A 24541-nucleotide genomic window follows, 5' to 3' on the forward strand; every position below is an offset into this window, starting at 1 on the left:
ATAATTGCGCAAAACTTCTGCTTTTCATTTCCTGTAGTCCGTAATTTACAAGCAATGCTCACTTTCCGGCGTATTGATGCGTATAATGCGCGGCGTTTATATTCCATGCGCCTTGCTGAAGGAGAAAAAGATGACGGCGAATATTCCGGTAATCACCATTGATGGGCCTGGCGGTGCGGGTAAAGGTACGTTGTGCAAGGCAATGGCGGAAGCGCTGGGCTGGCATCTGTTAGATTCAGGCGCGATCTACCGCGTTCTGGCGCTGGCGGCGCTGCATCATCATGTTGACGTGGAGTCCGAAGAGGCGCTGGTGCCCCTGGCTGCCCATCTTGACGTGCGCTTTATTTCTACTGACGGCAACCTGGAAGTGGTGCTGGAAGGGGAAGATGTCAGCGGCGAAATTCGCACCCAGGAGGTCGCGAACGCCGCCTCCAAGGTGGCGGCTTTCCCTCGCGTTCGCGAAGCGCTGCTGCGCCGCCAGCGCGCCTTTCGTGAACTGCCGGGGCTTATCGCCGACGGGCGAGATATGGGCACGGTGGTTTTCCCGGACGCGCCGGTGAAAATTTTCCTCGATGCCTCGGCCGATGAGCGAGCGCATCGCCGCATGCGGCAGTTGCAGGAAAAGGGCTTTGATGTTAACTTTGAACGTCTTTTGTCCGAGATAAAAGAGCGTGATGATCGCGATAGAAATCGCGCCGTGGCGCCGCTTGTCCCGGCTGCCGATGCATTAGTTCTCGATTCAACCGAACTAAACATTGAGCAAGTGATTGAAAAAGCGCTACAATATGCGCGCGAAAAATTGGCCGTTGCGTAAGCCTTAACCGGTAACGCGCCGAAGCCTCCGAATTATAGCAGTACCCCGCGGCAATGGATGGTCAGCGGGTATGTGAAACAACCCCATCCGGCACGGAGCCAGGTGGACGTTAATATTAACCTGAAGATTAAACATGACTGAATCTTTTGCTCAACTGTTTGAAGAATCCTTAAAAGAAATCGAAACCCGCCCGGGTTCCATCGTTCGTGGTGTTGTTGTTGCTATCGACAAAGACGTAGTACTGGTTGACGCCGGTCTGAAATCTGAGTCCGCCATCCCGGCTGAGCAGTTCAAAAACGCCCAGGGCGAGCTGGAAATCCAGGTTGGTGACGAAGTTGACGTTGCTCTGGATGCAGTAGAAGACGGCTTCGGTGAAACTCTGCTGTCCCGTGAGAAAGCTAAACGTCACGAAGCTTGGATCACGCTGGAAAAAGCTTACGAAGACGCTGAAACTGTTACCGGTGTTATCAACGGCAAAGTTAAAGGTGGCTTCACTGTTGAGCTGAACGGTATTCGTGCGTTCCTGCCGGGTTCCCTGGTAGACGTTCGTCCGGTGCGCGACACGCTGCACCTGGAAGGCAAAGAGCTTGAGTTCAAAGTCATCAAGCTGGACCAGAAGCGTAACAACGTTGTTGTTTCTCGTCGTGCCGTTATCGAATCCGAAAACAGCGCAGAGCGCGATCAGCTGCTGGAAAACCTGCAGGAAGGCATGGAAGTCAAAGGTATCGTTAAGAACCTCACTGACTACGGTGCATTCGTTGATCTGGGCGGCGTTGACGGCCTGCTGCACATCACCGATATGGCCTGGAAACGCGTTAAGCATCCGAGCGAAATCGTAAACGTTGGCGACGAAATCACTGTTAAAGTGCTGAAGTTCGACCGCGAGCGTACCCGTGTATCCCTGGGCCTGAAACAGCTGGGCGAAGATCCGTGGGTAGCTATCGCTAAACGTTATCCGGAAGGTACCAAACTGACCGGTCGCGTGACCAACCTGACCGACTACGGCTGCTTCGTTGAAATCGAAGAAGGCGTTGAAGGCCTGGTTCACGTTTCCGAAATGGATTGGACCAACAAAAACATCCACCCGTCCAAAGTTGTTAACGTTGGCGACGTAGTGGAAGTGATGGTTCTGGATATCGACGAAGAACGTCGTCGTATCTCCCTGGGTCTGAAGCAGTGCAAATCTAACCCATGGCAGCAGTTCGCGGAAACCCACAACAAGGGCGACCGTGTTGAAGGTAAAATCAAGTCTATCACTGACTTCGGTATCTTCATCGGCCTGGACGGCGGCATCGATGGCCTGGTTCACCTGTCTGACATCTCCTGGAACGTTGCAGGCGAAGAAGCAGTTCGTGAATACAAAAAAGGCGACGAAATCGCAGCAGTTGTTCTGCAGGTTGACGCAGAGCGTGAGCGTATCTCCCTGGGCGTTAAACAGCTGGCGGAAGATCCGTTCAACAACTACGTTGCTCTGAACAAGAAAGGCGCTATCGTTGTTGGTAAAGTCACTGCAGTTGACGCTAAAGGCGCAACCGTAGAACTGGCTGACGGCGTAGAAGGTTACCTGCGTGCTTCTGAAGCATCCCGTGACCGCGTTGAAGACGCAACTCTGGTTCTGAGCGTTGGCGACGAAGTTGAAGCGAAATTCACTGGCGTGGATCGTAAGAACCGCGTAGTGAGCCTGTCTGTACGTGCGAAAGACGAAGCGGAAGAAAAAGACGCTATCGCTACCGTGAACAAGCAGGAAGACGCGAACTTCTCCAACAACGCCATGGCTGAAGCGTTCAAAGCAGCGAAAGGCGAGTAATCTTTGTCATTCAGGTAATAACAACCTGAATAGTGACGAGTTTACTTGACAGATTGCAGGATTCGTCCTGTAATCAAGCACAAAGGGCGGCTACGGCCGCCCTTGTTTAAGCTGTTAGCTAATTTTTGCCTTGAAGGAAACCGGAGGAATAATGACCAAGTCAGAATTGATTGAAAGACTTGCCAGCCAGCAATCTCACATTCCGGCGAAAGCGGTGGAAGATGCTGTTAAAGAAATGCTGGAACATATGGCCTCAACGCTTGCTCAAGGTGAGCGCATTGAAATCCGCGGTTTCGGCAGCTTCTCTCTGCACTATCGTGCACCTCGCACCGGACGTAACCCGAAAACTGGTGATAAAGTCGAACTGGAAGGTAAGTACGTTCCGCACTTTAAGCCCGGGAAAGAATTACGTGACCGCGCCAATATTTATGAAGGGTGAGTTGCACGACGTGCAACCGGCCTGACGATAAAAGCACCTTCGGGTGCTTTTTTTGTGCCCGCCATTTACGTCCCGCTTCGCAAAAAAAAAGCGCCTGACTGCAAGCGTGACGATTGTCTGGAACGCTGCACGCGCGTCTGAATTCAGCCCGAGGACGTCAGCTTCGCTTTACGTAACACTGCCCGCTCACAGGGAGGTGTTTATGCGTCTACCATGGCTTGCCGGATGCGCCATCATCGCGATACTGCCGCTACTCTGGCTACCCGCGTTGCCGGGCCCGGGCATTCTGGCGTTCGCCGGCGTACTGGCGCTGTTGCTGACCCGTCTGCGCGGGACGGTCATCGCCGTTGTGGCGATGACGCTTCTGCTGATGGTCTGGGGAGTATTGAGCGCATATCAGGCGCTGTGGCCAACGCAGCACCTCACCGGCGCCGCCCGGCAGGCGGAAGTGTTCCTCCACGAGACGGATGGCCAGACTCTGCACCGCGGACAGATTGTGCGCCTGGCGGACCGCTTCCTGTTCCCCCCGGTTGGCGTGACGTTATACGGGGAACTTGCACCAGCCCCCGTCTGTGCGGGGCAGCGCTGGATAATGACGCTGCGCCTGCGGCCGGTGCATGGGCAGCTCAATGACGGAGGCTTCGACAGCCAGCGCTATGCGCTGGCCCAGCATCGGCCGCTGAGCGGGGGGATCGTCGCCGCTTCCGCGTTGGATACCCGCTGCAGTCTGCGCGCCCGCTACCTGGCGTCGCTGACCCGGCGATTGCAGACTTATCCCTGGCATCCGGTGATGCTGGGCCTGGGGATGGGGGAGCGGCTGGCGCTGCCGGCGGAGATCAAAGTCCTGATGCAGAACACAGGCACCTCCCACCTGATGGCTATCTCCGGTTTGCATATTGCCCTTGCGGCTTCCCTGATCGTGCTCCTGCTGCGCGGTTTACAGTCCCTTTTCCCGGGGCGCTGGATCGGCTGGCGGCTACCGCTGCTGGCCGGGCTGGCGGGCGCCGTCGGCTATGCCTGGCTGACCGGTATGCAGCCACCGGCCCTGCGCACTTGCGTAGGGCTTGCAGTCTGTTGTGCTTTACGTTTGTCGGGTCAACGCTGGACGGCGTGGCAGGTGTGGCTCTGCTGTCTGGGGGCGATTCTGGTTGCCGATCCGCTGGCGGTGTTGTCGCAAAGCCTGTGGCTATCCGCCTTCGCGGTGGCGGGGCTGATCTTCTGGTTCCAGTGGTTACCGCTGCCTGACAGTCGCTGGCGCTGGCCGTGGAAAGCGCTGTTCGCCCTCGTGCATTTGCAGGCTGGCGTGACGCTGCTGCTGATGCCACTGCAGCTGCTGCTCTTCCATGGCATAAGCCTGACGTCGATGGCCGCTAATTTGCTGGCGGTACCGTTAGTGACCCTGCTGGCGGTGCCGCTCATTCTCGCCGGAATGCTCCTGCATCTCACTGGACCGGAGGTGGTGGCGTCGCTGATCTGGCTGGCAGCCGATCGCGTGCTGGCGGTGTTGTTCTGGGGGTTACGACGTTTACCGGACGGCTGGCTGACGCTGGATGCCCGCTGGCTCTGGATCAGTAGCCTGCCGTGGCTGCTGGTGATGGGCTGGCGTTTTCAGAGCTGGCGGTATACTCCGGCGCTGTGCCTGAGTGTGCTGTTTTTGCTGGCGCGGCCATTCAGCCGGCAACCGCCCGCGGACCAATGGCGGGTGACGATGCTGGATGTCGGACAGGGGCTGGCGATGGTGATCGAACGTCACGGCAAGGCGTTATTGTACGATACCGGGCCGGCATGGCCGCAGGGCGACAGCGGTCGACAGGTGATTATCCCTTGGCTGCGCTGGCACCATCTGCAGCTGCAGGGGATTATGCTGAGCCACGAGCATCTTGACCATCGCGGCGGCCTCGAATCTGTGCTGCAGGCTTGGCCGCAGGCGTGGGTGCGCAGCCCTTTAGGCTGGGCGCATCATCTGCCGTGCCATCGCGGCGAACGCTGGCAGTGGCAGGGACTCACTTTCCAGGCGCTGTGGCCGCTGCCGGGCAGCGCGGCAAAGGGAAACAATCACTCCTGCGTGGTGCGAATCGATGATGGTCGCTCCAGCATCCTGCTGACCGGCGATATAGAACGTCAGGCGGAGCAGGCGATGATCAGCCGCTACTGGCAGCATCTGGCGTCTACACTTATTCAGGTTCCCCATCACGGCAGCAACACCTCTTCCAGCGAACTGCTGGTCCGGCGGGTGGATGGCGCGGCCGCGCTGGTTTCCGCTTCGCGCTACAATGCGTGGCGGATGCCCTCGCACAAGGTCGTTCAGCGCTATCGCCAGCGGGGGTATCGCTGGTTCGCCACGCCGCAGCAGGGGCAGATAACGGTGGTTTTTTCTGCAGAAGGGTGGCAAATCCATAGCTTACGGGATCAAGTTTTACCTCGTTGGTATCATCAGTGGTTTGGCGCGCCCGCCGATAACGGGTAGAATATGCGGCTATTTCAACACAAGCTGGTTTATTGAATGCAGAACGATAAAGATCTCTCCACGTGGCAGACCTTCCGCCGACTTTGGCCGATTATTGCACCGTTTAAAGCCGGGCTAATCGTAGCGGCGGTGGCGTTAGTGCTTAACGCGGGCAGTGACACCTTCATGTTATCGCTTCTTAAACCGTTATTGGATGATGGTTTTGGTAAAACGGATCGCTCAGTGCTGCTATGGATGCCGCTGGTGGTTATCGGGCTGATGGTGCTGCGTGGGATCACCAGCTACATCTCGAGCTATTGTATCTCCTGGGTTTCCGGCAAAGTGGTAATGACCATGCGTCGTCGCCTGTTCGGCCACATGATGGGCATGCCGGTGGCTTTCTTTGACAAGCAGTCTACCGGGACGCTGCTGTCACGTATCACCTATGATTCTGAACAGGTCGCTTCCTCCTCTTCCAGCGCGCTGATCACCGTGGTCCGCGAAGGGGCATCGATTATCGGCCTGTTCGTGATGATGTTCTATTACAGCTGGCAGCTGTCGTTGATCCTAATTGTACTGGCGCCGATCGTGTCGGTAGCAATCCGCGTGGTCTCCAAGCGTTTTCGCAATATCAGTAAGAATATGCAGAACACGATGGGGCAGGTCACCACCAGCGCTGAGCAGATGCTGAAAGGGCACAAAGAGGTGCTGATGTTTGGCGGCCAGGAAGTGGAAACCAAACGTTTTGATAAGGTCAGCAATAAAATGCGCCTGCAGGGGATGAAAATGGTTTCCGCCTCGTCTATCTCCGACCCGATCATTCAGCTTATCGCCTCCCTGGCGCTGGCCTTTGTCCTGTATGCCGCCAGCTTCCCGAGCGTGATGGACACCCTGACCGCTGGGACCATTACCGTGGTCTTCTCCTCCATGATTGCGCTGATGCGTCCGCTGAAGTCTCTGACCAACGTCAATGCCCAGTTCCAGCGCGGGATGGCGGCATGCCAGACGCTGTTTGCGATCCTCGATTCCGAGCAGGAGAAAGACGAAGGTACCCGCGTCATTGAGCGGGCGAAAGGCAATCTCAAGTTCGAGAACGTCACCTTTACCTATCCGGGTCGCGAAGTGGCCGCGCTGCGCAATATCAATCTCGATATCCCGGAAGGGAAAACTGTGGCGCTGGTGGGACGCTCCGGTTCGGGTAAATCGACCATCGCCAGCCTGATCACGCGATTCTACGATGTCGACGATGGGCAGATCCTGCTGGATGGCCATGACTTGCGCGAGTACAAGCTGAGCTCGCTGCGCGACCAGGTAGCGCTGGTTTCACAGAACGTGCACCTGTTCAATGATACCGTCGCCAATAACATTGCCTATGCCCGTACTGAAGAGTACAGCCGCGAGCAGATTGAAGAGGCTGCGCGAATGGCCTACGCCATGGACTTCATCAACAAGATGGACAATGGCCTGGATACCATCATCGGCGAAAATGGCGTGATGCTGTCCGGCGGCCAGCGCCAGCGTATTGCTATCGCCCGTGCGCTACTGCGTAACAGCCCGATCCTGATCCTCGATGAAGCCACCTCGGCGCTGGATACCGAGTCCGAGCGTGCGATTCAGGCGGCACTGGATGAGCTGCAGAAAAACCGCACCTCGCTGGTTATTGCCCACCGTCTGTCAACCATTGAGCAGGCTGATGAGATTGTGGTGGTTGAAGACGGGCGGATCGTGGAGCGCGGAACGCACCATGACCTGCTGGAGCATAAAGGCGTATACGCCCAGCTGCATAAGATGCAATTCGGCGAATGATCGCGCGCATCTGGTCCGGTGAGTCGCCGCTGTGGCGCCTGCTGCTGCCGCTCTCCTGGCTGTATGGCCTGGTGAGCGCGATGATTCGCCTCAGCTATCAGCTGGGGTGGAAAAAAGCCTGGCGCGCGCCGGTGCCGGTGGTGGTGGTCGGTAACCTGACCGCCGGCGGCAACGGTAAAACGCCGGTGGTGATCTGGCTGGTGGAGCAACTGCAGCAGCGCGGCATTCGCGTTGGGGTGGTCTCTCGCGGCTACGGCGGTAAAGCCGAACGCTACCCGCTGGTATTAACTGACCGGACCAGTACGGCGCAGGCAGGCGATGAACCGGTGCTCATCCATCAGCGCACCGGCGCGCCGGTGGCGGTCTCTCCGCTGCGCAGCGACGCGGTGAAAGCGCTGCTCAGCGCGCACGAGCTGCAGATTATCGTCACCGACGATGGGTTGCAGCACTATAAGCTGGCGCGGGACCGGGAAATTGTCGTCATCGACGGCGTGCGCCGCTTTGGCAACGGCTGGTGGCTGCCTGCCGGGCCGATGCGTGAGCGGGCATCGCGCTTGCAAAGCGTTGATGCGATTATCGTCAACGGCGGCGTGGCGCGTCCGGGAGAGATCCCGATGCAGCTGCGTCCCGGGATGGCGGTCAACCTGCTTACCGGCGAACGTCGCGATGTCTCTACCTTCAATAACGTAGTGGCAATGGCCGGCATCGGCCATCCGCCGCGCTTTTTCGCCACCCTCGAAAGCTGTGGTGTCCAGCCGGTCAAAACCGTGGCGCTGGCGGACCATCAGGCGCTGAGCCAGGCCGATGTCGCCGCTCTGGTAACCGCCGGGCAGACGCTGCTGATGACCGAGAAAGACGCCGTGAAATCTCGCGATTTCGCCGCTGCGAACTGGTGGTATTTACCGGTCGACGCCATAATGGCCGATGAACGCGCACAGCGGTTGCTTGCGGACTTAGCGACGTTGGCGCAACGTTAACCGACGCGCCGGCTTTGCTCGCCGCTGTGCTGGAATTCCTGACGGAGAACCTGCATGTCGGTATTGCAACTATCGCTTAATGAGGCGCGCCACCTCCATCTCGCGGCGCAGGGGTTATTAAAAAAGCCCCGGCGTCGCGCTCGCCCGAATGACATCCTTTCCACCATCCAGCAAATGTCGCTGCTGCAAATCGATACCATCAACGTGGTGGCCCGCAGCCCCTACCTGGTGTTGTTCAGCCGCCTCGGCAGCTATCCGCAGCACTGGCTGGATGAGTCATTGCGCAGCGGCGAGCTGATGGAATACTGGGCGCATGAAGCCTGTTTTCTGCCGCGCAGCGATTTCGCCCTTGTGCGCCACCGAATGTTGAACCCCGACAAGATGGGCTGGAAATATCATCGCGCGTGGATGGAGGAGCATGCCGGAAGTATTGCAGAGCTGGTGGCGCATATCGGACAAAACGGACCGGTTCGCTCGGCGGATTTTGCCCACCCACGCAAAGGCGCCAGCGGCTGGTGGGGGTGGAAACCGCATAAGCGCCACCTGGAAGGGCTGTTTACCGCCGGTGAAGTGATGGTGGTGGAGCGGCGAAACTTTCACCGCGTGTATGATTTAACCCGGCGGGTGATGCCGCACTGGAACGACGAGCGCGATGCGCTGTCCCGCGATGCTGCGGAGGCCATCATGCTGCGCAACAGCGCCCGCAGCCTCGGCATCTTTCGCCCCCAGTGGCTGGCGGATTACTATCGTTTACGTCAGCCGGCGCTACCGGGTTTGCTGGCGGCCTGGCAGGAAGAGGGCCTGGTTGTGCCAGTCGACGTGGAAGTGCTTGGCGAGATGTGGCTGCATCGCGACGCGCTGGCGCAGCTGGAGTCCGCGCCCGGCGGTAAACTTACCGCCAGCCATAGCGCCGTGCTCTCGCCCTTCGACCCGGTGGTCTGGGATCGGAAGCGCGCTGAGCAACTGTTCAACTTCAGCTATCGCCTGGAGTGCTATACCCCGGCGCCGAAGCGTCAGTATGGCTACTTCGTACTGCCTCTGCTGCACCAGGGGAAACTGGTCGGGCGGATGGACAGTAAAATACATCGCAAAAGCCGGGAGCTGGAGATCTTCGCCCTGTGGCTGGAGGATGAGGTGAAGATCACCCGTGGTCTGGAGCAGGGGCTGCGCCGGGCGATCAACGACTTCGCACGCTGGCAATCGGCAGACCGGATCCTGTGTCGACGCCTGCCGGAAGGGCTGTTTGTCGGCCAGGAGCGAGGATGGGAAATCGATGCCGATTGATCCCGGCGCCGACCTTCCTGTGTTATGCTGCTGAGAAATCTATCCGGTCCATCAGGAGGAAACATGGATCACCGTTTACTTGAAATCATCGCCTGCCCGGTCTGTAACGGTAAGCTGTATTACAGTCAGGATAAGCAAGAACTTATTTGCAAACTTGATAGTCTGGCGTTTCCACTGCGCGACGGTATCCCTGTGCTGCTGGAGACAGAAGCGCGTCCGCTGGCGGTAGAAGAGAGTCACTCATGAGTTTCGTGGTCATTATTCCTGCGCGTTTCGCCTCCACGCGCCTGCCGGGAAAACCACTGCAGGACATTAACGGCAAGCCGATGATTGTCCATGTGCTGGAGCGCGCCCGCGAATCCGGCGCGGATCGCATTATTGTCGCCACCGATCACGAAGAGGTCGCCCGGGCGGTTGAAGCCGCCGGCGGCGAGGTCTGCATGACCCGCGCCGACCATCAATCCGGCACCGAACGGCTGGCGGAGGTGGTGGAGAAGTGCGCGTTCAGCGATGACACCATCATCGTCAATATCCAGGGCGATGAGCCGATGATCCCCCCGGCTATCGTCCGCCAGGTGGCGGAGAATCTGGCTGCCAGCACCAGCGGAATGGCGACGCTGGCGGTACCGATCCACGATGCGGAAGAGGCGTTTAATCCAAATGCGGTCAAAGTGGTGATGGATGCGCAGGGCTATGCGCTCTATTTCTCCCGCGCCACCATTCCCTGGGATCGCGATCGCTTTGCCCACTCCCGCGACGCCATTGGTGATTCTCTGCTGCGCCACATCGGCATCTATGGCTATCGCGCCGGCTTTATTCGCCGCTATGTCAGCTGGGCGCCAAGCCCGCTGGAGCAGATAGAAATGCTCGAGCAGCTGCGGGTGCTGTGGTATGGCGAGAAGATCCATGTCGCCGTGGCGGCCGAAGTGCCCGGCACCGGCGTCGATACCCCTGAAGATCTGGCGCGCGTCCGCGCTGAACTGCGTTAGTCCTCTGTCCCCTCCTTGCAGGAGGGGATATCCCCACCGGTTTTATGCTTTTTTTGCCCATTTTTGATCTTATCCGATGACAACCCAGGTGCGGGCGCTCATTATGAAATCAGTAGTGTTCATAGGGGTAATCGACAATGGAACAGTTGCGAACCGAACTGAGTCACCTGCTTGGCGAAAAGCTGAGCCGGGTGGAGTGTGTCAGTGAAAAAGCCGCTACGGCGCTGTGGTCCCTGTATGACGCGCAGGGAAATCCGATGCCGCTGCTGGCGCGAAGTTTCACCACCCCCGGCGTGGCGCGGCAGTTGGCCTGGAAGATCTCCACTCTGGCGCGCAGCGGTACGGTGCGCATGCCGGTGGTCTATGGCGTGATGACGCATGAAGAGCATCCCGGGCCGGACGTGCTGCTGCTTGAGCGTCTGCGCGGCGTCCCGGTGGAGGCGCCCACCCGCACCCCGGCGCGCTGGGAGCAGCTGCAGGAGCAGATCGTCGAGGCGCTGCTGGCCTGGCATCGTCAGGACAGCGGCGGCTGCGTGGGGATGGTCGATAATACCCAGGACAATCTGTGGCCGAACTGGTACCGGCAGCGGGTGGCGATGTTGTGGAGCACCCTGAACCTGTATCAGGACACCGGCCTGACCATGCAGGATAAGCGGGTTTTGTTCCGCTCCCGCGAGTGTCTGCCGGAGCTGTTCCGCGATTTCAATGATAATGCCGTACTGGTGCACGGCAATTTCACCCTGCGCAGCATGCTGAAAGATCCGCGCAGCGATCAGCTGCTGGCGATGGTTGGTCCGGGGATGATGCTGTGGGCGCCGCGGGAGTACGAACTGTTCCGTCTCGCGGAGGGGGGCCAGGCCGAGCAGCTGCTATGGCGTTACCTGCAGCAGGCGCCGGTCTCCGAGGCCTTTGTCTGGCGGCGCTGGCTTTATCTGCTGTGGGATGAGGTGGATAGCCTGGTCAATACCGGGCGCTTTGACCGCGCCCGTTTCGACCTCGCCGCAAAATCACTCCTGCCCTGGCTCGCCTGAGCTGCCTTTCAGCCATTGCCAGACGCGACCAAGCGTTTCATAGCCGACCCGGTCGCTGTGCATCAGCCACACCGGTGAAGGAATGACCCGCTCCCACGGATTGAGCGGTGATGTGACCGCCATCTGATTAGCCGGCGCGGGCAGCGGATCCAGACCGGCATGGCGAAAGAAGATCATCGCGCGCGGAAGATGCGACGCCGAGGTGACCAGCAGGAAGGGGGCGTCGCCGATGGCGCCCTTCACCGCCAGCGCTTCCTCTTCCGTATCTTTCGGCTTATCGAGCACGATGATATCGCTGCGCGGTACGCCGAGGCTCTCCGCCACTCTCGCCCCGGCCTCCGCCGTGCTGACGGGGTTGGTTTTTGCCGCCGCGCCGGTAAAGATCATTTTCGATCCCGGATTCTCCTGCCACAGGCGAATGCCCTCCGTCAGGCGCGGCAGGCTGTTGCTGATAAGGTTAGAGCTAGGCGCCCACTCCGGGTTCCAGGTATAGCCGCCGCCCAGCACCACCACGTAGCTCACCGGCTGCTCGCCGCGCCAGGTGGGATAGCGATCTTCTATCGGTTTAAGCAGGCTGTCTGCCACGGGCTGCAGGCTCAGCAGCGTCAGCAGCAGCCAGCCGAGGCTCACGCAAAACTTCCCGGTACGTTGAAAGCGGCTGAACCATAACAGGGCGATCCCGATACCGATCAGCAACAGCAGGGCAGGAAGCGGTAGCAGCAGACCGCCGACGATCTTTTTTAGCGTGAAAAGCATGCCAGATGGTTCCTTTTTTAACCATATAACCAAAGTTATGTTCGGATCTTATAACAGATCGCTTCATTCTCGGCGTGGGTATGACAAAATAGCGGTTTTGTGTTGGCTTGTGGAGTCGCTCGTGCAGGATCGCAATTTCGATGACATTGCTGAAAAGTTTTCGCGCAATATTTACGGCACCACAAAAGGCCAGCTGCGCCAGGCGATCCTCTGGCAGGATCTGGAGCCGCTGCTGGCGCAGCTGGGGCCGGGGCCGCTGAGGGTACTGGATGCCGGCGGCGGCGAAGGGCAAACGGCCATTAAAGTGGCGCAACTGGGCCATCACGTGACGCTGTGCGATCTCTCCGCTGAAATGGTGGCCCGCGCCCGCCAGGCTGCTGTCGATAAAGGTGTGATCGACAACATGCATTTTGTACAATGCGCGGCTCAGGATATTGCGCAGCACTTGGAAAGCCCGGTCGATCTGGTACTGTTTCATGCGGTGCTGGAGTGGGTGGCGGAGCCCCAGGCGGTGCTGCGTACCCTGTGGTCGACGCTGCGTCCTGGCGGCGGCTTGTCGTTGATGTTCTACAATGCTAACGGCCTGCTGATGCACAATATGGTTGCCGGTAATTTCGATTACGTACAACTGGGCATGCCAAAAAAGAAAAAACGCACGCTGTCGCCGGACTATCCGCGTGAGCCGCAGCAGGTTTATCACTGGCTGGAAGAGATTGGCTGGCAGATTGTCAGCAAAACCGGCGTGCGGGTGTTTCATGATTATCTGCGTGAAAAACGCCAACAGCATGACAGCTATGCGGCGCTGCTGGAGCTGGAGACGCGCTACTGTCGTCAGGAGCCGTACCTCAGCCTGGGCCGTTATATTCATGTCACCGCGCTTAAGAGCCAGGCTCATAGCCGCAGATGCAAGGATAAAGTATGAGTGAATTTTCCCAGACAGTCCCCGAACTGGTTGCCTGGGCCAGGAAAAATGATTTTTCTATCTCGCTGCCGGTCGACAGACTCTCTTTCCTGCTGGCGATCGCCACCCTGAATGGCGAACGGCTGGAAGGGGAAATGAGCGAGGGAGAACTGGTGGATGCGTTCCGCCACGTGAGTGATGCGTTTGAGCAGACCAGCGAAACCATCAGCCAGCGCGCCAATAACGCCATCAACGATTTGGTGCGCCAGCGTCTGCTGAACCGCTTTACCAGCGAAATTACCGAAGGCAATGCAATCTATCGTCTGACGCCGTTGGGGATCGGGATCACCGATTATTATATCCGGCAGCGCGAATTTTCGACGCTGCGTCTCTCGATGCAGTTGTCGATCGTCGCCGGCGAGCTGAAGCGCGCGGCGGATGCTGCGGAAGAAGGCGGCGATGAGTTTCACTGGCATCGCAACGTTTTTGCCCCGCTGAAGTATTCGGTAGCGGAAATTTTCGACAGCATCGACCTGACGCAGCGCATCATGGATGAGCAGCAGCAGCTGGTGAAAGACGATATCGCGCAGCTGTTGAACAAAGACTGGCGCGCGGCGATTTCCAGCTGTGAACTGTTGCTGTCGGAAACCTCCGGCACCCTGCGTGAACTGCAGGATACGCTGGATGCGGCGGGGGATAAGCTGCAGGCGAATCTGCTGCGCATTCAGGATTCGACCATGGCGCGCGACGATCTCCATTTTGTCGACCGGCTGGTGTTCGACCTGCAAAGCAAGCTGGACCGCATCGTCAGCTGGGGCCAACAGGCGATTGACCTGTGGATCGGCTATGACCGCCACGTGCACAAGTTTATCCGTACCGCTATCGATATGGATAAGAACCGCGTCTTCGCCCAGCGTCTGCGCCAGTCGGTACAGACCTATTTTGATGAGCCGTGGGCGCTGACTTACGCCAACGCCGACCGTCTGCTGGATATGCGCGACGAGGAGATGGCCCTGCGCGATGAAGAGGTCACCGGCGAGCTGCCGGCGGACCTCGAATTTGAAGAGTTTAACGAAATTCGCGAGCAGCTGGCGGCGCTGATCGAAGCGCAGCTGGCGGTCTATAAAGAGAAAGGAATACCGCTGGATCTCGGCCTGGTGGCGCGGGAGTTCCTGGCGCAGTATCCGCGCGGGCGTCACTTCGACGTGGCGCGGATCGTCGTGGATCAGGCGGTACAGCTGGGCGTCGCCCAGGCAGATTTCACCGGACTGCCAGCCAAATGGCAGCCGATTAATGATTACGGAGCCAAGGTACAGGCGCATGTCATTGACAAATATTGAACAAGTGATGCCGGTTAAGTTGGCGCAGGCGTTAGCCAATCCGTTATTTCCGGCGCTGGACAGCGCCTTGCGCGCGGGCCGACATATCGGCCTCGACGAGCTGGATAATCACGCATTTTTGATGGACTTCCAGGATTATCTGGAAGAGTTTTACGCTCGCTATAACGTCGAGCTGATCCGCGCGCCGGAGGGGTTTTTCTACCTGCGCCCGCGTTCCACAACCCTGATTTCACGCTCGGTGCTGTCCGAACTGGATATGATGGTGGGCAAAATTCTTTGCTATCTCTATCTCAGCCCGGAGCGCCTGGCAAACGAAGGAATTTTCACCCAGCAGGAGCTGTATGACGAGCTGCTGACCCTGGCGGATGAATCCAGGCTGCTGAAGCTGGTCAACAACCGTTCCACCGGTTCGGATCTGGACCGTCAGAAGCTGCAGGAAAAAATGCGCGCGTCGCTAAACCGCCTGCGCCGTCTGGGGATGGTGTGGTTTATGGGCCACGACAGCAGTAAGTTCCGCATTACCGAATCGGTATTCCGCTTTGGCGCCGATGTACGCGCCGGCGACGACCCGCGCGAGGCGCAGCGCCGCCTGATCCGCGACGGGGAAGCGATGGCCCTGGAAAATCACCTGCAGCTCAATGATGAGAATGAAGAGAACCAGCCGGATAGCGGGGAGGAAGAGTAATGATTGAACGCGGTAAGTTTCGCTCGCTGACGCTGGTTAACTGGAACGGCTTCTTTGCCCGGACCTTTGATCTTGATGAACTGGTCACCACCCTCTCCGGGGGGAACGGCGCCGGTAAGTCGACGACCATGGCGGCCTTCGTCACGGCGCTGATCCCCGATTTAACCCTGCTGCACTTCCGTAACACCACCGAAGCGGGGGCCACCAGCGGCTCACGCGATAAAGGCCTGCACGGTAAGCTGCGCGCCGGCGTCTGTTACTCAGTGCTCGACGTTATCAACTCCCGCCATCAGCGCGTGGTGGTCGGCGTGCGCCTGCAGCAGGTTGCCGGGCGCGATCGCAAAGTCGATATCAAGCCTTTCGCCATTCAGGGGCTGCCCACCTCTATCCTGCCGACCCAGCTGTTAACCGAAACGCTGAACGATCGCCAGGCGCGCGTAGTCAGTCTCAATGAGCTGAAAGAAAAGCTCGAGGCGATGGAAGGGGTCCAGTTTAAGCAGTTCAACTCGATCACCGAGTATCATTCGCTGATGTTCGATCTGGGCGTGGTGGCGCGCCGTCTGCGTTCCGCCTCCGATCGAAGTAAATATTATCGCCTGATCGAGGCCTCGCTATACGGCGGGATCTCCAGCACCATTACCCGCTCGCTGCGCGACTACCTGTTGCCGGAAAACAGCGGCGTGCGTAAGGCATTCCAGGATATGGAAGCGGCGCTGCGGGAAAACCGCATGACTCTCGAGGCGATCCGCGTCACCCAGTCCGATCGCGATCTGTTCAAACATCTGATTAGCGAAGCCACCAACTACGTGGCGGCGGACTATATGCGTCACGCCAACGAGCGGCGTATTCATCTTGATAAGGCGCTGGAGTATCGTCGCGATCTCTTTACCTCGCGTTCGCAACTGGCGGCGGAGCAGTATAAGCACGTCGACATGGCGCGCGAGCTGCAGGAGCATAACGGCGCAGAAGGCGATCTGGAAGCGGATTACCAGGCCGCCAGCGATCACCTGAACCTGGTGCAGACCGCGCTGCGTCAGCAGGAAAAAATCGAGCGCTACGAAGCGGATCTTGACGAGCTGCAGATCCGTCTGGAAGAGCAGAACGAAGTGGTGGCGGAAGCCATCGATCGCCAGGAAGAGAACGAAGCCCGCGCCGAGGCCGCCGAGCTGGAAGTGGATGAGCTGAAAAACCAGCTCGCCGACTATCAGCAGGCGCTTGACGTGCAGCAGACCCGAGCCATTCAGTATCACCAGGCGCTGCAGGCGCTGGAGCGCGCGAAGGCGCTGTGCCATCTGCCGGACCTGACGCCGGAGAGCGCCGACGAGTGGCTGGAAACCTTCCAGGCGAAAGAGCAGGAAGCGACGGAGAAAATGCTGTCGCTGGAACAGAAAATGAGCGTGGCGCAAACCGCGCACAGCCAGTTTGAACAGGCCTACCAGCTGGTGGCGGCGATTAACGGCCCGCTGGCGCGCAATGAAGCCTGGGACGTGGCGCGCGAATTGCTGCGCGACGGCGTGAACCAGCGCCACCAGGCCGAGCAGGCGCAGGGGCTGCGCAGCCGCCTCAACGAGCTGGAGCAGCGCCTGCGCGAGCAGCAGGACGCCGAGCGCCAGCTGGCTGAGTTCTGCAAACGCCAGGGCAAACGCTACGATATCGACGATCTGGAAACGCTGCATCAGGAGCTGGAAGCGCGCATCGCTTCGCTGGCCGACAGCGTTTCTAACGCTCAGGAACAGCGCATGACCCTGCGCCAGGAGCTGGAGCAGCTGCAGTCGCGCACTCAGACGCTGATGCGACGGGCGCCGGTCTGGCTGGCGGCGCAGAACAGCCTTAACCAGCTGTGCGAGCAGAGCGGCGAGCAGTTTGAGTCCGGCCAGGAGGTTACCGAATACCTGCAGCAGCTGCTGGAGCGCGAGCGCGAAGCTATCGTTGAACGTGACGAGGTCGGCGCCCGCAAGCGCGCCATCGACGAAGAAATCGAGCGTCTCAGCCAGCCGGGCGGTTCGGAAGATCCGCGCCTCAACGCGCTGGCGGAACGGTTCGGCGGCGTTCTGCTGTCCGAAATCTACGATGATGTTAGTCTTGACGATGCGCCGTACTTCTCCGCGCTGTACGGTCCGTCGCGCCATGCCATCGTGGTGCCGGATCTGTCGCAGGTTGCCGAGCAGCTTGAAGGGCTGGAAGATTGTCCCGAAGATCTCTATCTGATCGAAGGCGATCCGCAGTCCTTTGACGATAGCGTATTCAGCGTGGACGAGCTGGAAAAAGCGGTGGTGGTGAAGATTGCCGACCGCCAGTGGCGTTATTCGCGCTTCCCGTCGCTGCCGCTGTTTGGCCGCGCCGCGCGTGAAAACCGCATTGAAACCCTGCATGCCGAGCGTGAATCGCTGTCCGAGCGTTTTGCGACCCTGTCGTTTGACGTGCAGAAAACGCAGCGCCTGCATCAGGCCTTTAGCCGCTTCATCGGCAGCCATCTGGCGGTGGCCTTCGAGGACGATCCGGAAGAAGAGATCCGCAAACTCAACAGCCGCCGCGGCGAGCTGGAGCGCGCGCTGAGCGCCCATGAAAGCGATAACCAACAGAACCGAGTGCAGTATGAGCAGGCGAAAGAGGGCGTGTCGGCGCTTAACCGCCTGCTGCCGCGCCTGAATCTGCTGGCGGATGATACGCTGGCCGACCGCGTGGACGAGATCCAGGAACGTCTGGATGAAGCGCAGGAGGCCGCGCGCTTTATTCAGCAGCACGGCAATCAGTTGGCGAAGCTGGAGCCTATTGTTTCGGTGCTGCAGAGCGATCCGGAGCAGTTTGAGCAGCTGAAAGAAGATTACGCCTATGCGCAGCAGACCCAGCGCGATGCGCGCCAGCAGGCTTTTGCCCTGGCGGAAGTCGTCCAGCGCCGGGCCCACTTCAGCTACTCCGATTCGGCGGAAATGCTCAGCGGCAACAGCGATCTCAACGAGAAGCTGCGCCAGCGTCTGGAGCAGGCGGAAACCGAACGCAGCCGCGCGCGCGACGCGATGCGTGCCCATGCGGCGCAGCTTAGCCAGTACAATCAGGTGCTGGCCTCGCTGAAGAGCTCGTATGACACCAAGAAAGAGCTGCTTAACGATCTGTATAAAGAGCTGCAGGACATTGGCGTACGCGCCGATGCCGGCGCGGAAGAGCGGGCCCGTGCGCGTCGCGATGAGCTGCACATGCAACTGAGCAATAACCGCTCCCGTCGCAATCAGCTGGAGAAAGCGTTGACCTTCTGCGAAGCGGAAATGGACAACCTGACCCGCAAACTGCGCAAGTTAGAGCGCGATTATTGCGAAATGCGCGAGCAGGTGGTGACCGCCAAGGCGGGCTGGTGCGCGGTGATGCGCCTGGTGAAAGACAACGGCGTCGAGCGTCGTCTGCACCGTCGCGAGCTGGCCTATCTTTCCGCCGACGAGCTGCGCTCCATGTCGGATAAGGCGCTCGGTGCGCTGCGTCTGGCGGTCGCTGATAACGAACATCTGCGCGACGTGCTGCGTATCTCGGAAGATCCGAAGCGTCCGGAGCGCAAAATTCAGTTCTTCGTTGCCGTCTACCAGCATCTGCGCGAGCGTATCCGCCAGGATATTATCCGCACCGATGATCCGGTGGAAGCGATCGAGCAGATGGAGATTGAGCTCAGCCGCCTGACCGAAGAGCTAACAAACCGCGAACAGAAGCTGGCCATCAGCTCCCGCAGCGTGGCCAACATTATTCGCAAAACCATTCAGCGCGAGCAGAATCGTATCCGGATGCTCAATCAGGGATTGCAGAGCGTCTCCTTCGGCCAGGTCAACAGCGTGCGTCTGAACGTCAATGTGCGTGAGACCCATTCGATGCTGCTCGATGTGCTCTCCGAGCAGCATGAACAGCATCAGGATCTCTTCAACAGCAACCGCCTGACCTTCTCGGAAGCGCTGGCTAAGCTCTATCAGCGCCTGAATCCGCAGATCGACATGGGGCAGCGCACGCCGCAAACCATCGGTGAAGAGCTGCTCGACTACCGCAACTATCTGGAGATGGAAGTGGAAGTTAACCGCGGCTCCGACGGCTGGCTGCGCGCGGAGTCCGGCGCGCTGTCCACCGGGGAAGCGATCGGTACCGGGATGTCGATTCTGGTGATGGTCGTCCAGAGCTGGGAAGATGAATCCCGCCGGCTGCGCGGCAAGGATATCTCGCCTTGCCGTCTGCTGTTCCTCGATGAAGCGGCGCGTCTCGATGCCCGCTCCATCGCCACGCTGTTCGAGCTGTGCGAACGTCTGGAGATGCAGCTGATTATCGCGGCGCCGGAGAACATCAGTCCGGAGAAAGGCACCACCTATAAACTGGTGCGTAAAGTGTTCAATAATCACGAACATGTCCACGTGGTGGGGCTGCGCGGGTTTGCCGCGCCGCTGCCGGAAGCGCTGCCGGGAACGGCCGACGCCTCCTGAGGCTGCGGCAACATTCTGGCGGCTAAGCGGTGAAGAGGGCAACGTTAAGTTGCCCTTTTTTTCTATCCAGCCCGGCATGCCAGGGTGGTATAATCTTTAAACTTCTTTACATTAGGTAAGGCAAAAGCCTTTTCGTCTTTATATACTGAAAAAGAGCCCCAATTTTGTGGGCTGCAATGTGTGACAACAGGGGGCAAGGGATGTTGCTAAAGAAACGGTATGGTCGTCCATTGTCAGCGCTCAGCCTGAGCCTGGCACTGGCATTTGCTCCGCTGTTCAATGTCCAGGCCGAAGAGCCTGAAGTCGTACCCGGCGACAGTTCCGCGACGCCCGCTGAGGTCTCTGTCGCGCTGGCGCAAAGCGATGGGCAATCGCCGGCGGTCGCGAAGCTGGCCGGTGAGCAGCCGCTGTCGATGGCGACGGCGGCAAACAGTCGCGCCCAGATCGAGGCGCTGTTGCCGGCAGGGTATAAACCCGTCTTTATGAATCCGCTGGTGTCGCTGTACGCCGCCAGGGATATGAAACCGATGTGGGAAAACCGCGAGGCGGTGCAGGCGTTCCAGCAGCAGCTGGCGGAGATCGCCATCGCCGGTTTTCAGCCGCAGTTTACCACCTGGGTCAGTCTGCTGACCGATCCCGCCGTCAGCGGCATGGCGCGCGATGTGGTGCTGTCGGACGCCATGATGGGCTATCTGCACTTTATCAGCGGCATCCCCACCCAGGGGACCCGCTGGTTGTACAGTTCAACGCCGTACAAGATGGCGACCCCGCCGCTGTCGGTGATTAACCAGTGGCAGCTGGCGCTGGACAATGGCTCCCTGCCGGCGTTTATCGCCGGCCTGGCGCCGCATCATCCGCAGTATGAAGCCATGCATCAGTCGCTGCTGGCGCTGGTGGCTGATTCTCGCCCGTGGCCGCAGATGACCGGCAGCGGCTCGCTGCGCCCCGGCGAATGGAGCAATGATATCGGTGCCCTGCGCGAGATCCTCCAGCGTACCGGGATGCTGGACAATACCGCCAATATCGTTCTGCCTGGCGATTTGGTGAGCCCGTCGGCGAAGAAAAAGAGCAAACCCGCGGCGCGCGGCGTGTACGATCGCCAGCTGGTGGAGGGGGTTAAGCGCTTCCAGGCGATGCAGGGGCTGGGGGCGGATGGCGTCATCGGCCAGTCGACTCGCGACTGGCTCAACGTCTCTTCCGCGCAGCGCGCAGGGGTGCTGGCCCTGAATATTCAGCGTTTACGCTTACTGCCCGGCAAACTATCCACCGGCATTATGGTCAATATTCCGGCGTTCTCGCTGGTCTATTACCAGGACGGCAGCCAGGTGCTGGCCTCGCGGGTGATTGTGGGGCGTCCGGACCGCAAAACGCCAATGATGAGCAGCGCGCTGAATAACGTGGTGGTCAATCCGCCGTGGAACGTGCCGCCAACCCTGGCGCGCAAAGATATCCTGCCGAAGGTGCGTAACAATCCAGGCTATCTGGAGCAGCATGGCTACACCGTGATGCGCGGCTGGAACAGTAAAGAGACCATCGATCCTTATCGGGTTGACTGGTCGACCATCACCGAGAACAACTTACCATTCCGCTTCCAGCAGGCGCCCGGGGCGCGTAACTCGCTCGGACGCTACAAGTTCAATATGCCGAGCTCCGATGCCATCTACCTGCACGATACGCCGAACCATAATCTGTTCCAGAAGGATGTTCGTGCGCTCAGTTCCGGCTGTGTGAGGGTGAATAAGGCTTCGGAGCTGGCCAATATGCTGCTGCAGGATGCGGGCTGGAATGACTCGCGTATTTCTGATGCCCTGAAGCAAGGGGACACGCGCTATGTCAATATTCGGCAAAATATACCGGTGAATTTATATTACTTAACGGCGTTTGTGGACGCTGATGGACGTACACAATATCGAACAGATATTTACAATTACGATATCACCGCGCGATCCAGCGCACAAATTCTGACGAAAGCTGAACAATTAATCAGGTAAATGAAGTAGTTCAATGGATTTTGTTGTCCTAGCACTGGGTAAAAAAGGGCGCTGCTCCTCTGCAGCGCCCGATTTTCCTAGGGTGAGGCTGCCTTGACGTTGGCAATAATGCCCGGTAAGGTGCCTTTCGTGCGCCAGAAGTGCATATACATATCATTCCGCTCAATGCGTGGCGCGGTCAGCGCGAACGCTCTCTTTTGCCGGGCTGCATCACGGCTGTGGCGAGCGATGGCGTGCTGAGGTTCTGCATCGCGCAAGGCGGAAAAAGTATATAACGATTCATTGACTGTAGACCTGATTATCATGGACAAATTTGACGCTAATCGCCGCAGATTGCTGGCGTTGGGTGGTGCTGCGCTGGGTGCTGCCGCCATTCTCCCTGCGCCGGCATTTGCCACCCTCTCGACCCCCCGTCCGCGTATTTTGACGCTGAATAACCTGCATACTGGTGAATCACTCAAGGCGGAGTTTTTCGATGGCAGAGGCTATATTCAGGATGAATTAGCAAGACTTAACCATTTTTTCCGTGATTACCGCGCGAATAAAATTAAGTCCATCGATCCAAATCTGTTCGATCATCTTTATCGGTTGCAGGGACTACTTGGCACCAACAAACCTGTCCAGCTTATCTCTGGCTATCGTTCCCTCGATACCAATGATGAGCTTCGCGCACGAAGCCGTGGTGTAGCAAAACACAGCTATCACACCAAGGGGCAGGCAATGGATTTCCATATTGAAGGTATTTCGTTAAGCAATATTCGCAAAGCGGCGTTATCTATGCGCGCAGGTGGTGTAGGATATTACCCACGTAGTAACTTTGTGCATATTGATACCGGTCCCGTAAGGCACTGGTAACGAAAGGAGCGTCATGAACTATCGTATTATTCCGGTTACCGCGTTCGCGCAGAACTGTTCTCTTATCTGGTGCGAACAAACCCGGCTGGCGGCGCTGGTCGATCCTGGCGGCGATGCTGAACGTATCAAAGCGGTGGTGACGGAGGCTGGCGTCACGCTGATGCAGATTCTGCTGACGCATGGCCACCTCGATCACGTCGGCGCCGCTGCGGAACTGGCGGAGCATTATGGCGTGCCGGTTATTGGTCCGGAAAAAGAAGATGAGTTCTGGCTGGAAGGCTTACCGGCGCAAAGCCGGATGTTCGGCCTGGAGGATTGCCAGCCGCTGCGTCCGGATCGCTGGCTCAATGAAGGCGATGTGGTTAATGTAGGGAATGTGGCGCTGCGGGTGCTGCACTGCCCAGGCCATACGCCGGGTCATGTGGTCTTCTTTGATGACGCTTCCCGACTGCTTATTTCCGGGGATGTGATTTTCAAAGGCGGAGTGGGGCGCAGTGATTTTCCACGCGGCGACCATGGGCAGCTGATCGCGGCCATTAAGGATAAGCTGTTGCCGTTGGGCGATGACGTGACCTTTATTCCCGGCCATGGTCCGCTGTCGACGCTGGGTGAGGAACGCCGCAACAACCCGTTCCTGCAGGATGAGATGCCGGTCTGGTAACCCACCTGACGCGAACATAAAAAAGGCCGCATTCGCGGCCTTTTTCTTGATATCGAATAATATTGCTTACAGCACGGCGACGATGGCTTCGCACAGCGGCGCCATGTTGTCAGGCGTCATGCCGGCCACGTTGATACGGCCGGACGCGACCGCATAGATGGCGAACTCTTCACGCAGACGCAGCACCTGCTCTTTCGTCAGGCCGCTGAACGAGAACATACCGTTCTGTTTGCTGATAAAGCTGAAGTCGCGGCTCGCGCCTTTTTCCTGCAGGGTATTGACGAACAGCAGTCGCATGCGCTGAATGCGCTGGCGCATATCGGTCAGCTCCTGCTCCCAGATCGCCCGCAGCGCATCGTTGCTCAGAATGGTCGCGACCACGGACGCGCCGTGCGCAGGCGGGTTGGAGTAGTTAGCGCGGATCACCGACTTCATCTGGCTGAATGCGCGGTCTACAGTCTCCTGATCGGCGGCGACCAGAGTGCAGGCGCCGACGCGCTCGTTGTACAGGCCAAAGTTTTTCGAGTAGGAGCTGGCGACCAGCAGCTCTTTATGCAGAGCAGCAAAGGCGCGCAACCCTTCAGCATCTTCTTCCAGGCCGCGGGCGAAGCCCTGATAGGCGAAATCGAACAGCGGCAGCCAGCCTTTCTCGACCGACAGCTGCGCCAGCGTCTGCCACTGATCGAGCGTGGGATCGATACCGGTCGGGTTGTGGCAGCAGCCGTGGAACAGTACCACGTCGCCCGCCTGGGCTTCGTTCAGGCTGGCAAGCAGACCATCAAAGTCCAGCGCGTGGTTAGCCGCGTCGTAGTAGGCATATTCACGCACTTCCAGCCCGGCGGAGGTAAACACACTCTTATGGTTTGGCCAGCTCGGGTTGCTTACCCACACGCGTTTCACGTCGGTGTTTTTGGCGAGGAAGTCTGCGGCGACGCGCAGTGCACCGGTACCGCCCGGGGTCTGCGCGGTGCGGGCGCGTTTATCGGCGATAATCGCATTGCCTTTACCGAACAGCAGCTCCTGGGTGCAGCGACCAAATTCAGGAATACCATCGATGCCCAGATAGTTTTTAGTCGTTTCATTTTCCAGCAGGTACTGCTCTGCTTTTTTGACGCTGGTCAGAACGGGGGTTTTACCAGTTTCATCCTTGTAAACACCAATTCCGAGGTTAATCTTTTCAGGGCGGTCATCGGCACGAAACAGATCGGCCAGACCTAAAATCGGGTCGGCTGGGGCGGCGGTAATGTTCTCAAACATGACGAGGTTCCATTGTGATTACTGAAGGGAAATCCGCTATCAGGTTAACGGGAG

19 protein-coding genes are annotated in these 24541 nt (G+C 58.7%); 17 read left to right on the top strand and 2 right to left on the bottom strand.

What is annotated here, in order from left to right; translation table 11 throughout:
* Nucleotides 1-130 precede the first annotated feature (130 nt).
* From cmk to KHQ24_RS05460, 10 genes are all read left to right on the top strand, one after another.
* Nucleotides 131-814 (top strand): (d)CMP kinase, encoded by a 684-nt coding sequence (gene cmk, locus KHQ24_RS05415; protein ID WP_004201385.1) that lies wholly within the window; start codon nt 131-133, stop codon nt 812-814.
* Nucleotides 815-947: 133 nt separating this feature from the next.
* Entirely contained in the window at nt 948-2621 is a 1674-nt protein-coding gene (gene rpsA / locus KHQ24_RS05420; RefSeq protein WP_002898162.1) for a 30S ribosomal protein S1, read from the top strand.
* A 151-nt stretch (nt 2622-2772) separates the two neighbouring features.
* The gene (ihfB, locus tag KHQ24_RS05425) at nt 2773-3060 is read left to right on the top strand and encodes an integration host factor subunit beta (protein ID WP_002898165.1); all 288 of its coding nucleotides are present in this window, start codon (nt 2773-2775) and stop codon (nt 3058-3060) included.
* A 202-nt stretch (nt 3061-3262) separates the two neighbouring features.
* Nucleotides 3263-5527, top strand: coding sequence for a ComEC family protein (locus KHQ24_RS05430; protein ID WP_080837452.1), 2265 nt, complete (start codon nt 3263-3265; stop codon nt 5525-5527).
* Nucleotides 5528-5563: 36 nt separating this feature from the next.
* A complete protein-coding gene (msbA, locus tag KHQ24_RS05435) occupies nt 5564-7312 on the top strand; it encodes a lipid A ABC transporter ATP-binding protein/permease MsbA (RefSeq protein ID WP_004201387.1) in 1749 nt (582 codons plus the stop codon).
* Nucleotides 7309-8289, top strand: a complete 981-nt coding sequence (lpxK, locus tag KHQ24_RS05440) for a tetraacyldisaccharide 4'-kinase (RefSeq protein WP_211777150.1) — start codon at nt 7309-7311, stop codon at nt 8287-8289. Before msbA ends, lpxK begins: the two co-directional genes overlap by 4 nt.
* 54 nt (nt 8290-8343) lie before the next feature.
* A complete protein-coding gene (locus KHQ24_RS05445) occupies nt 8344-9573 on the top strand; it encodes a winged helix-turn-helix domain-containing protein (protein ID WP_211777151.1) in 1230 nt (409 codons plus the stop codon).
* Nucleotides 9574-9636: 63 nt separating this feature from the next.
* Nucleotides 9637-9819 (top strand): protein YcaR, encoded by a 183-nt coding sequence (gene ycaR, locus KHQ24_RS05450; RefSeq protein ID WP_004201390.1) that lies wholly within the window; start codon nt 9637-9639, stop codon nt 9817-9819.
* Nucleotides 9816-10562 (top strand): 3-deoxy-manno-octulosonate cytidylyltransferase, encoded by a 747-nt coding sequence (gene kdsB, locus KHQ24_RS05455; RefSeq protein ID WP_004201392.1) that lies wholly within the window; start codon nt 9816-9818, stop codon nt 10560-10562. The genes ycaR and kdsB overlap by 4 nt, the downstream gene beginning before the upstream one ends.
* 137 nt (nt 10563-10699) lie before the next feature.
* Nucleotides 10700-11593, top strand: a complete 894-nt coding sequence (locus KHQ24_RS05460) for a YcbJ family phosphotransferase (protein ID WP_004201393.1) — start codon at nt 10700-10702, stop codon at nt 11591-11593.
* Here the strand turns inward: KHQ24_RS05460 and elyC are convergent.
* Entirely contained in the window at nt 11570-12349 is a 780-nt protein-coding gene (elyC, locus tag KHQ24_RS05465) for an envelope biogenesis factor ElyC (protein ID WP_004201396.1), read from the bottom strand. The genes KHQ24_RS05460 and elyC overlap by 24 nt on opposite strands.
* Before the next feature lie 121 nt (nt 12350-12470).
* Here elyC and cmoM point away from each other — a divergent pair, with 121 nt between their 5' ends.
* From cmoM to KHQ24_RS05500, 7 genes are all read left to right on the top strand, one after another.
* Nucleotides 12471-13271 (top strand): tRNA uridine 5-oxyacetic acid(34) methyltransferase CmoM, encoded by an 801-nt coding sequence (gene cmoM / locus KHQ24_RS05470; protein ID WP_017899447.1) that lies wholly within the window; start codon nt 12471-12473, stop codon nt 13269-13271.
* The gene (gene mukF, locus KHQ24_RS05475; protein WP_002898189.1) at nt 13268-14590 is read left to right on the top strand and encodes a chromosome partition protein MukF; all 1323 of its coding nucleotides are present in this window, start codon (nt 13268-13270) and stop codon (nt 14588-14590) included. Before cmoM ends, mukF begins: the two co-directional genes overlap by 4 nt.
* Nucleotides 14571-15275, top strand: coding sequence for a chromosome partition protein MukE (mukE, locus tag KHQ24_RS05480; RefSeq protein WP_004150840.1), 705 nt, complete (start codon nt 14571-14573; stop codon nt 15273-15275). Before mukF ends, mukE begins: the two co-directional genes overlap by 20 nt.
* Nucleotides 15275-19723: a chromosome partition protein MukB gene (gene mukB, locus KHQ24_RS05485; RefSeq protein WP_004201401.1), complete on the top strand. Its 4449-nt coding sequence runs from the start codon at nt 15275-15277 to the stop codon at nt 19721-19723. The genes mukE and mukB overlap by 1 nt, the downstream gene beginning before the upstream one ends.
* A 200-nt stretch (nt 19724-19923) precedes the next feature.
* A complete protein-coding gene (gene ldtD, locus KHQ24_RS05490) occupies nt 19924-21714 on the top strand; it encodes a L,D-transpeptidase (RefSeq protein ID WP_211777152.1) in 1791 nt (596 codons plus the stop codon).
* A 303-nt stretch (nt 21715-22017) separates the two neighbouring features.
* The gene (locus tag KHQ24_RS05495; protein WP_004201403.1) at nt 22018-22569 is read left to right on the top strand and encodes a YcbK family protein; all 552 of its coding nucleotides are present in this window, start codon (nt 22018-22020) and stop codon (nt 22567-22569) included.
* Between the two features lie 13 nt (nt 22570-22582).
* Entirely contained in the window at nt 22583-23230 is a 648-nt protein-coding gene (locus tag KHQ24_RS05500; RefSeq protein WP_004201404.1) for an MBL fold metallo-hydrolase, read from the top strand.
* 66 nt (nt 23231-23296) lie between these two features.
* On the opposite strand, the gene KHQ24_RS05505 is transcribed toward KHQ24_RS05500, so the two are convergent.
* Entirely contained in the window at nt 23297-24487 is a 1191-nt protein-coding gene (locus KHQ24_RS05505) for an amino acid aminotransferase (protein WP_017899450.1), read from the bottom strand.
* Nucleotides 24488-24541: the final 54 nt, after the last annotated feature.

Source organism: Klebsiella sp. 54, assembly GCF_018223875.1.
In the GTDB taxonomy this organism is placed as follows: Bacteria; Pseudomonadota; Gammaproteobacteria; order Enterobacterales; family Enterobacteriaceae; genus Klebsiella; species Klebsiella quasipneumoniae.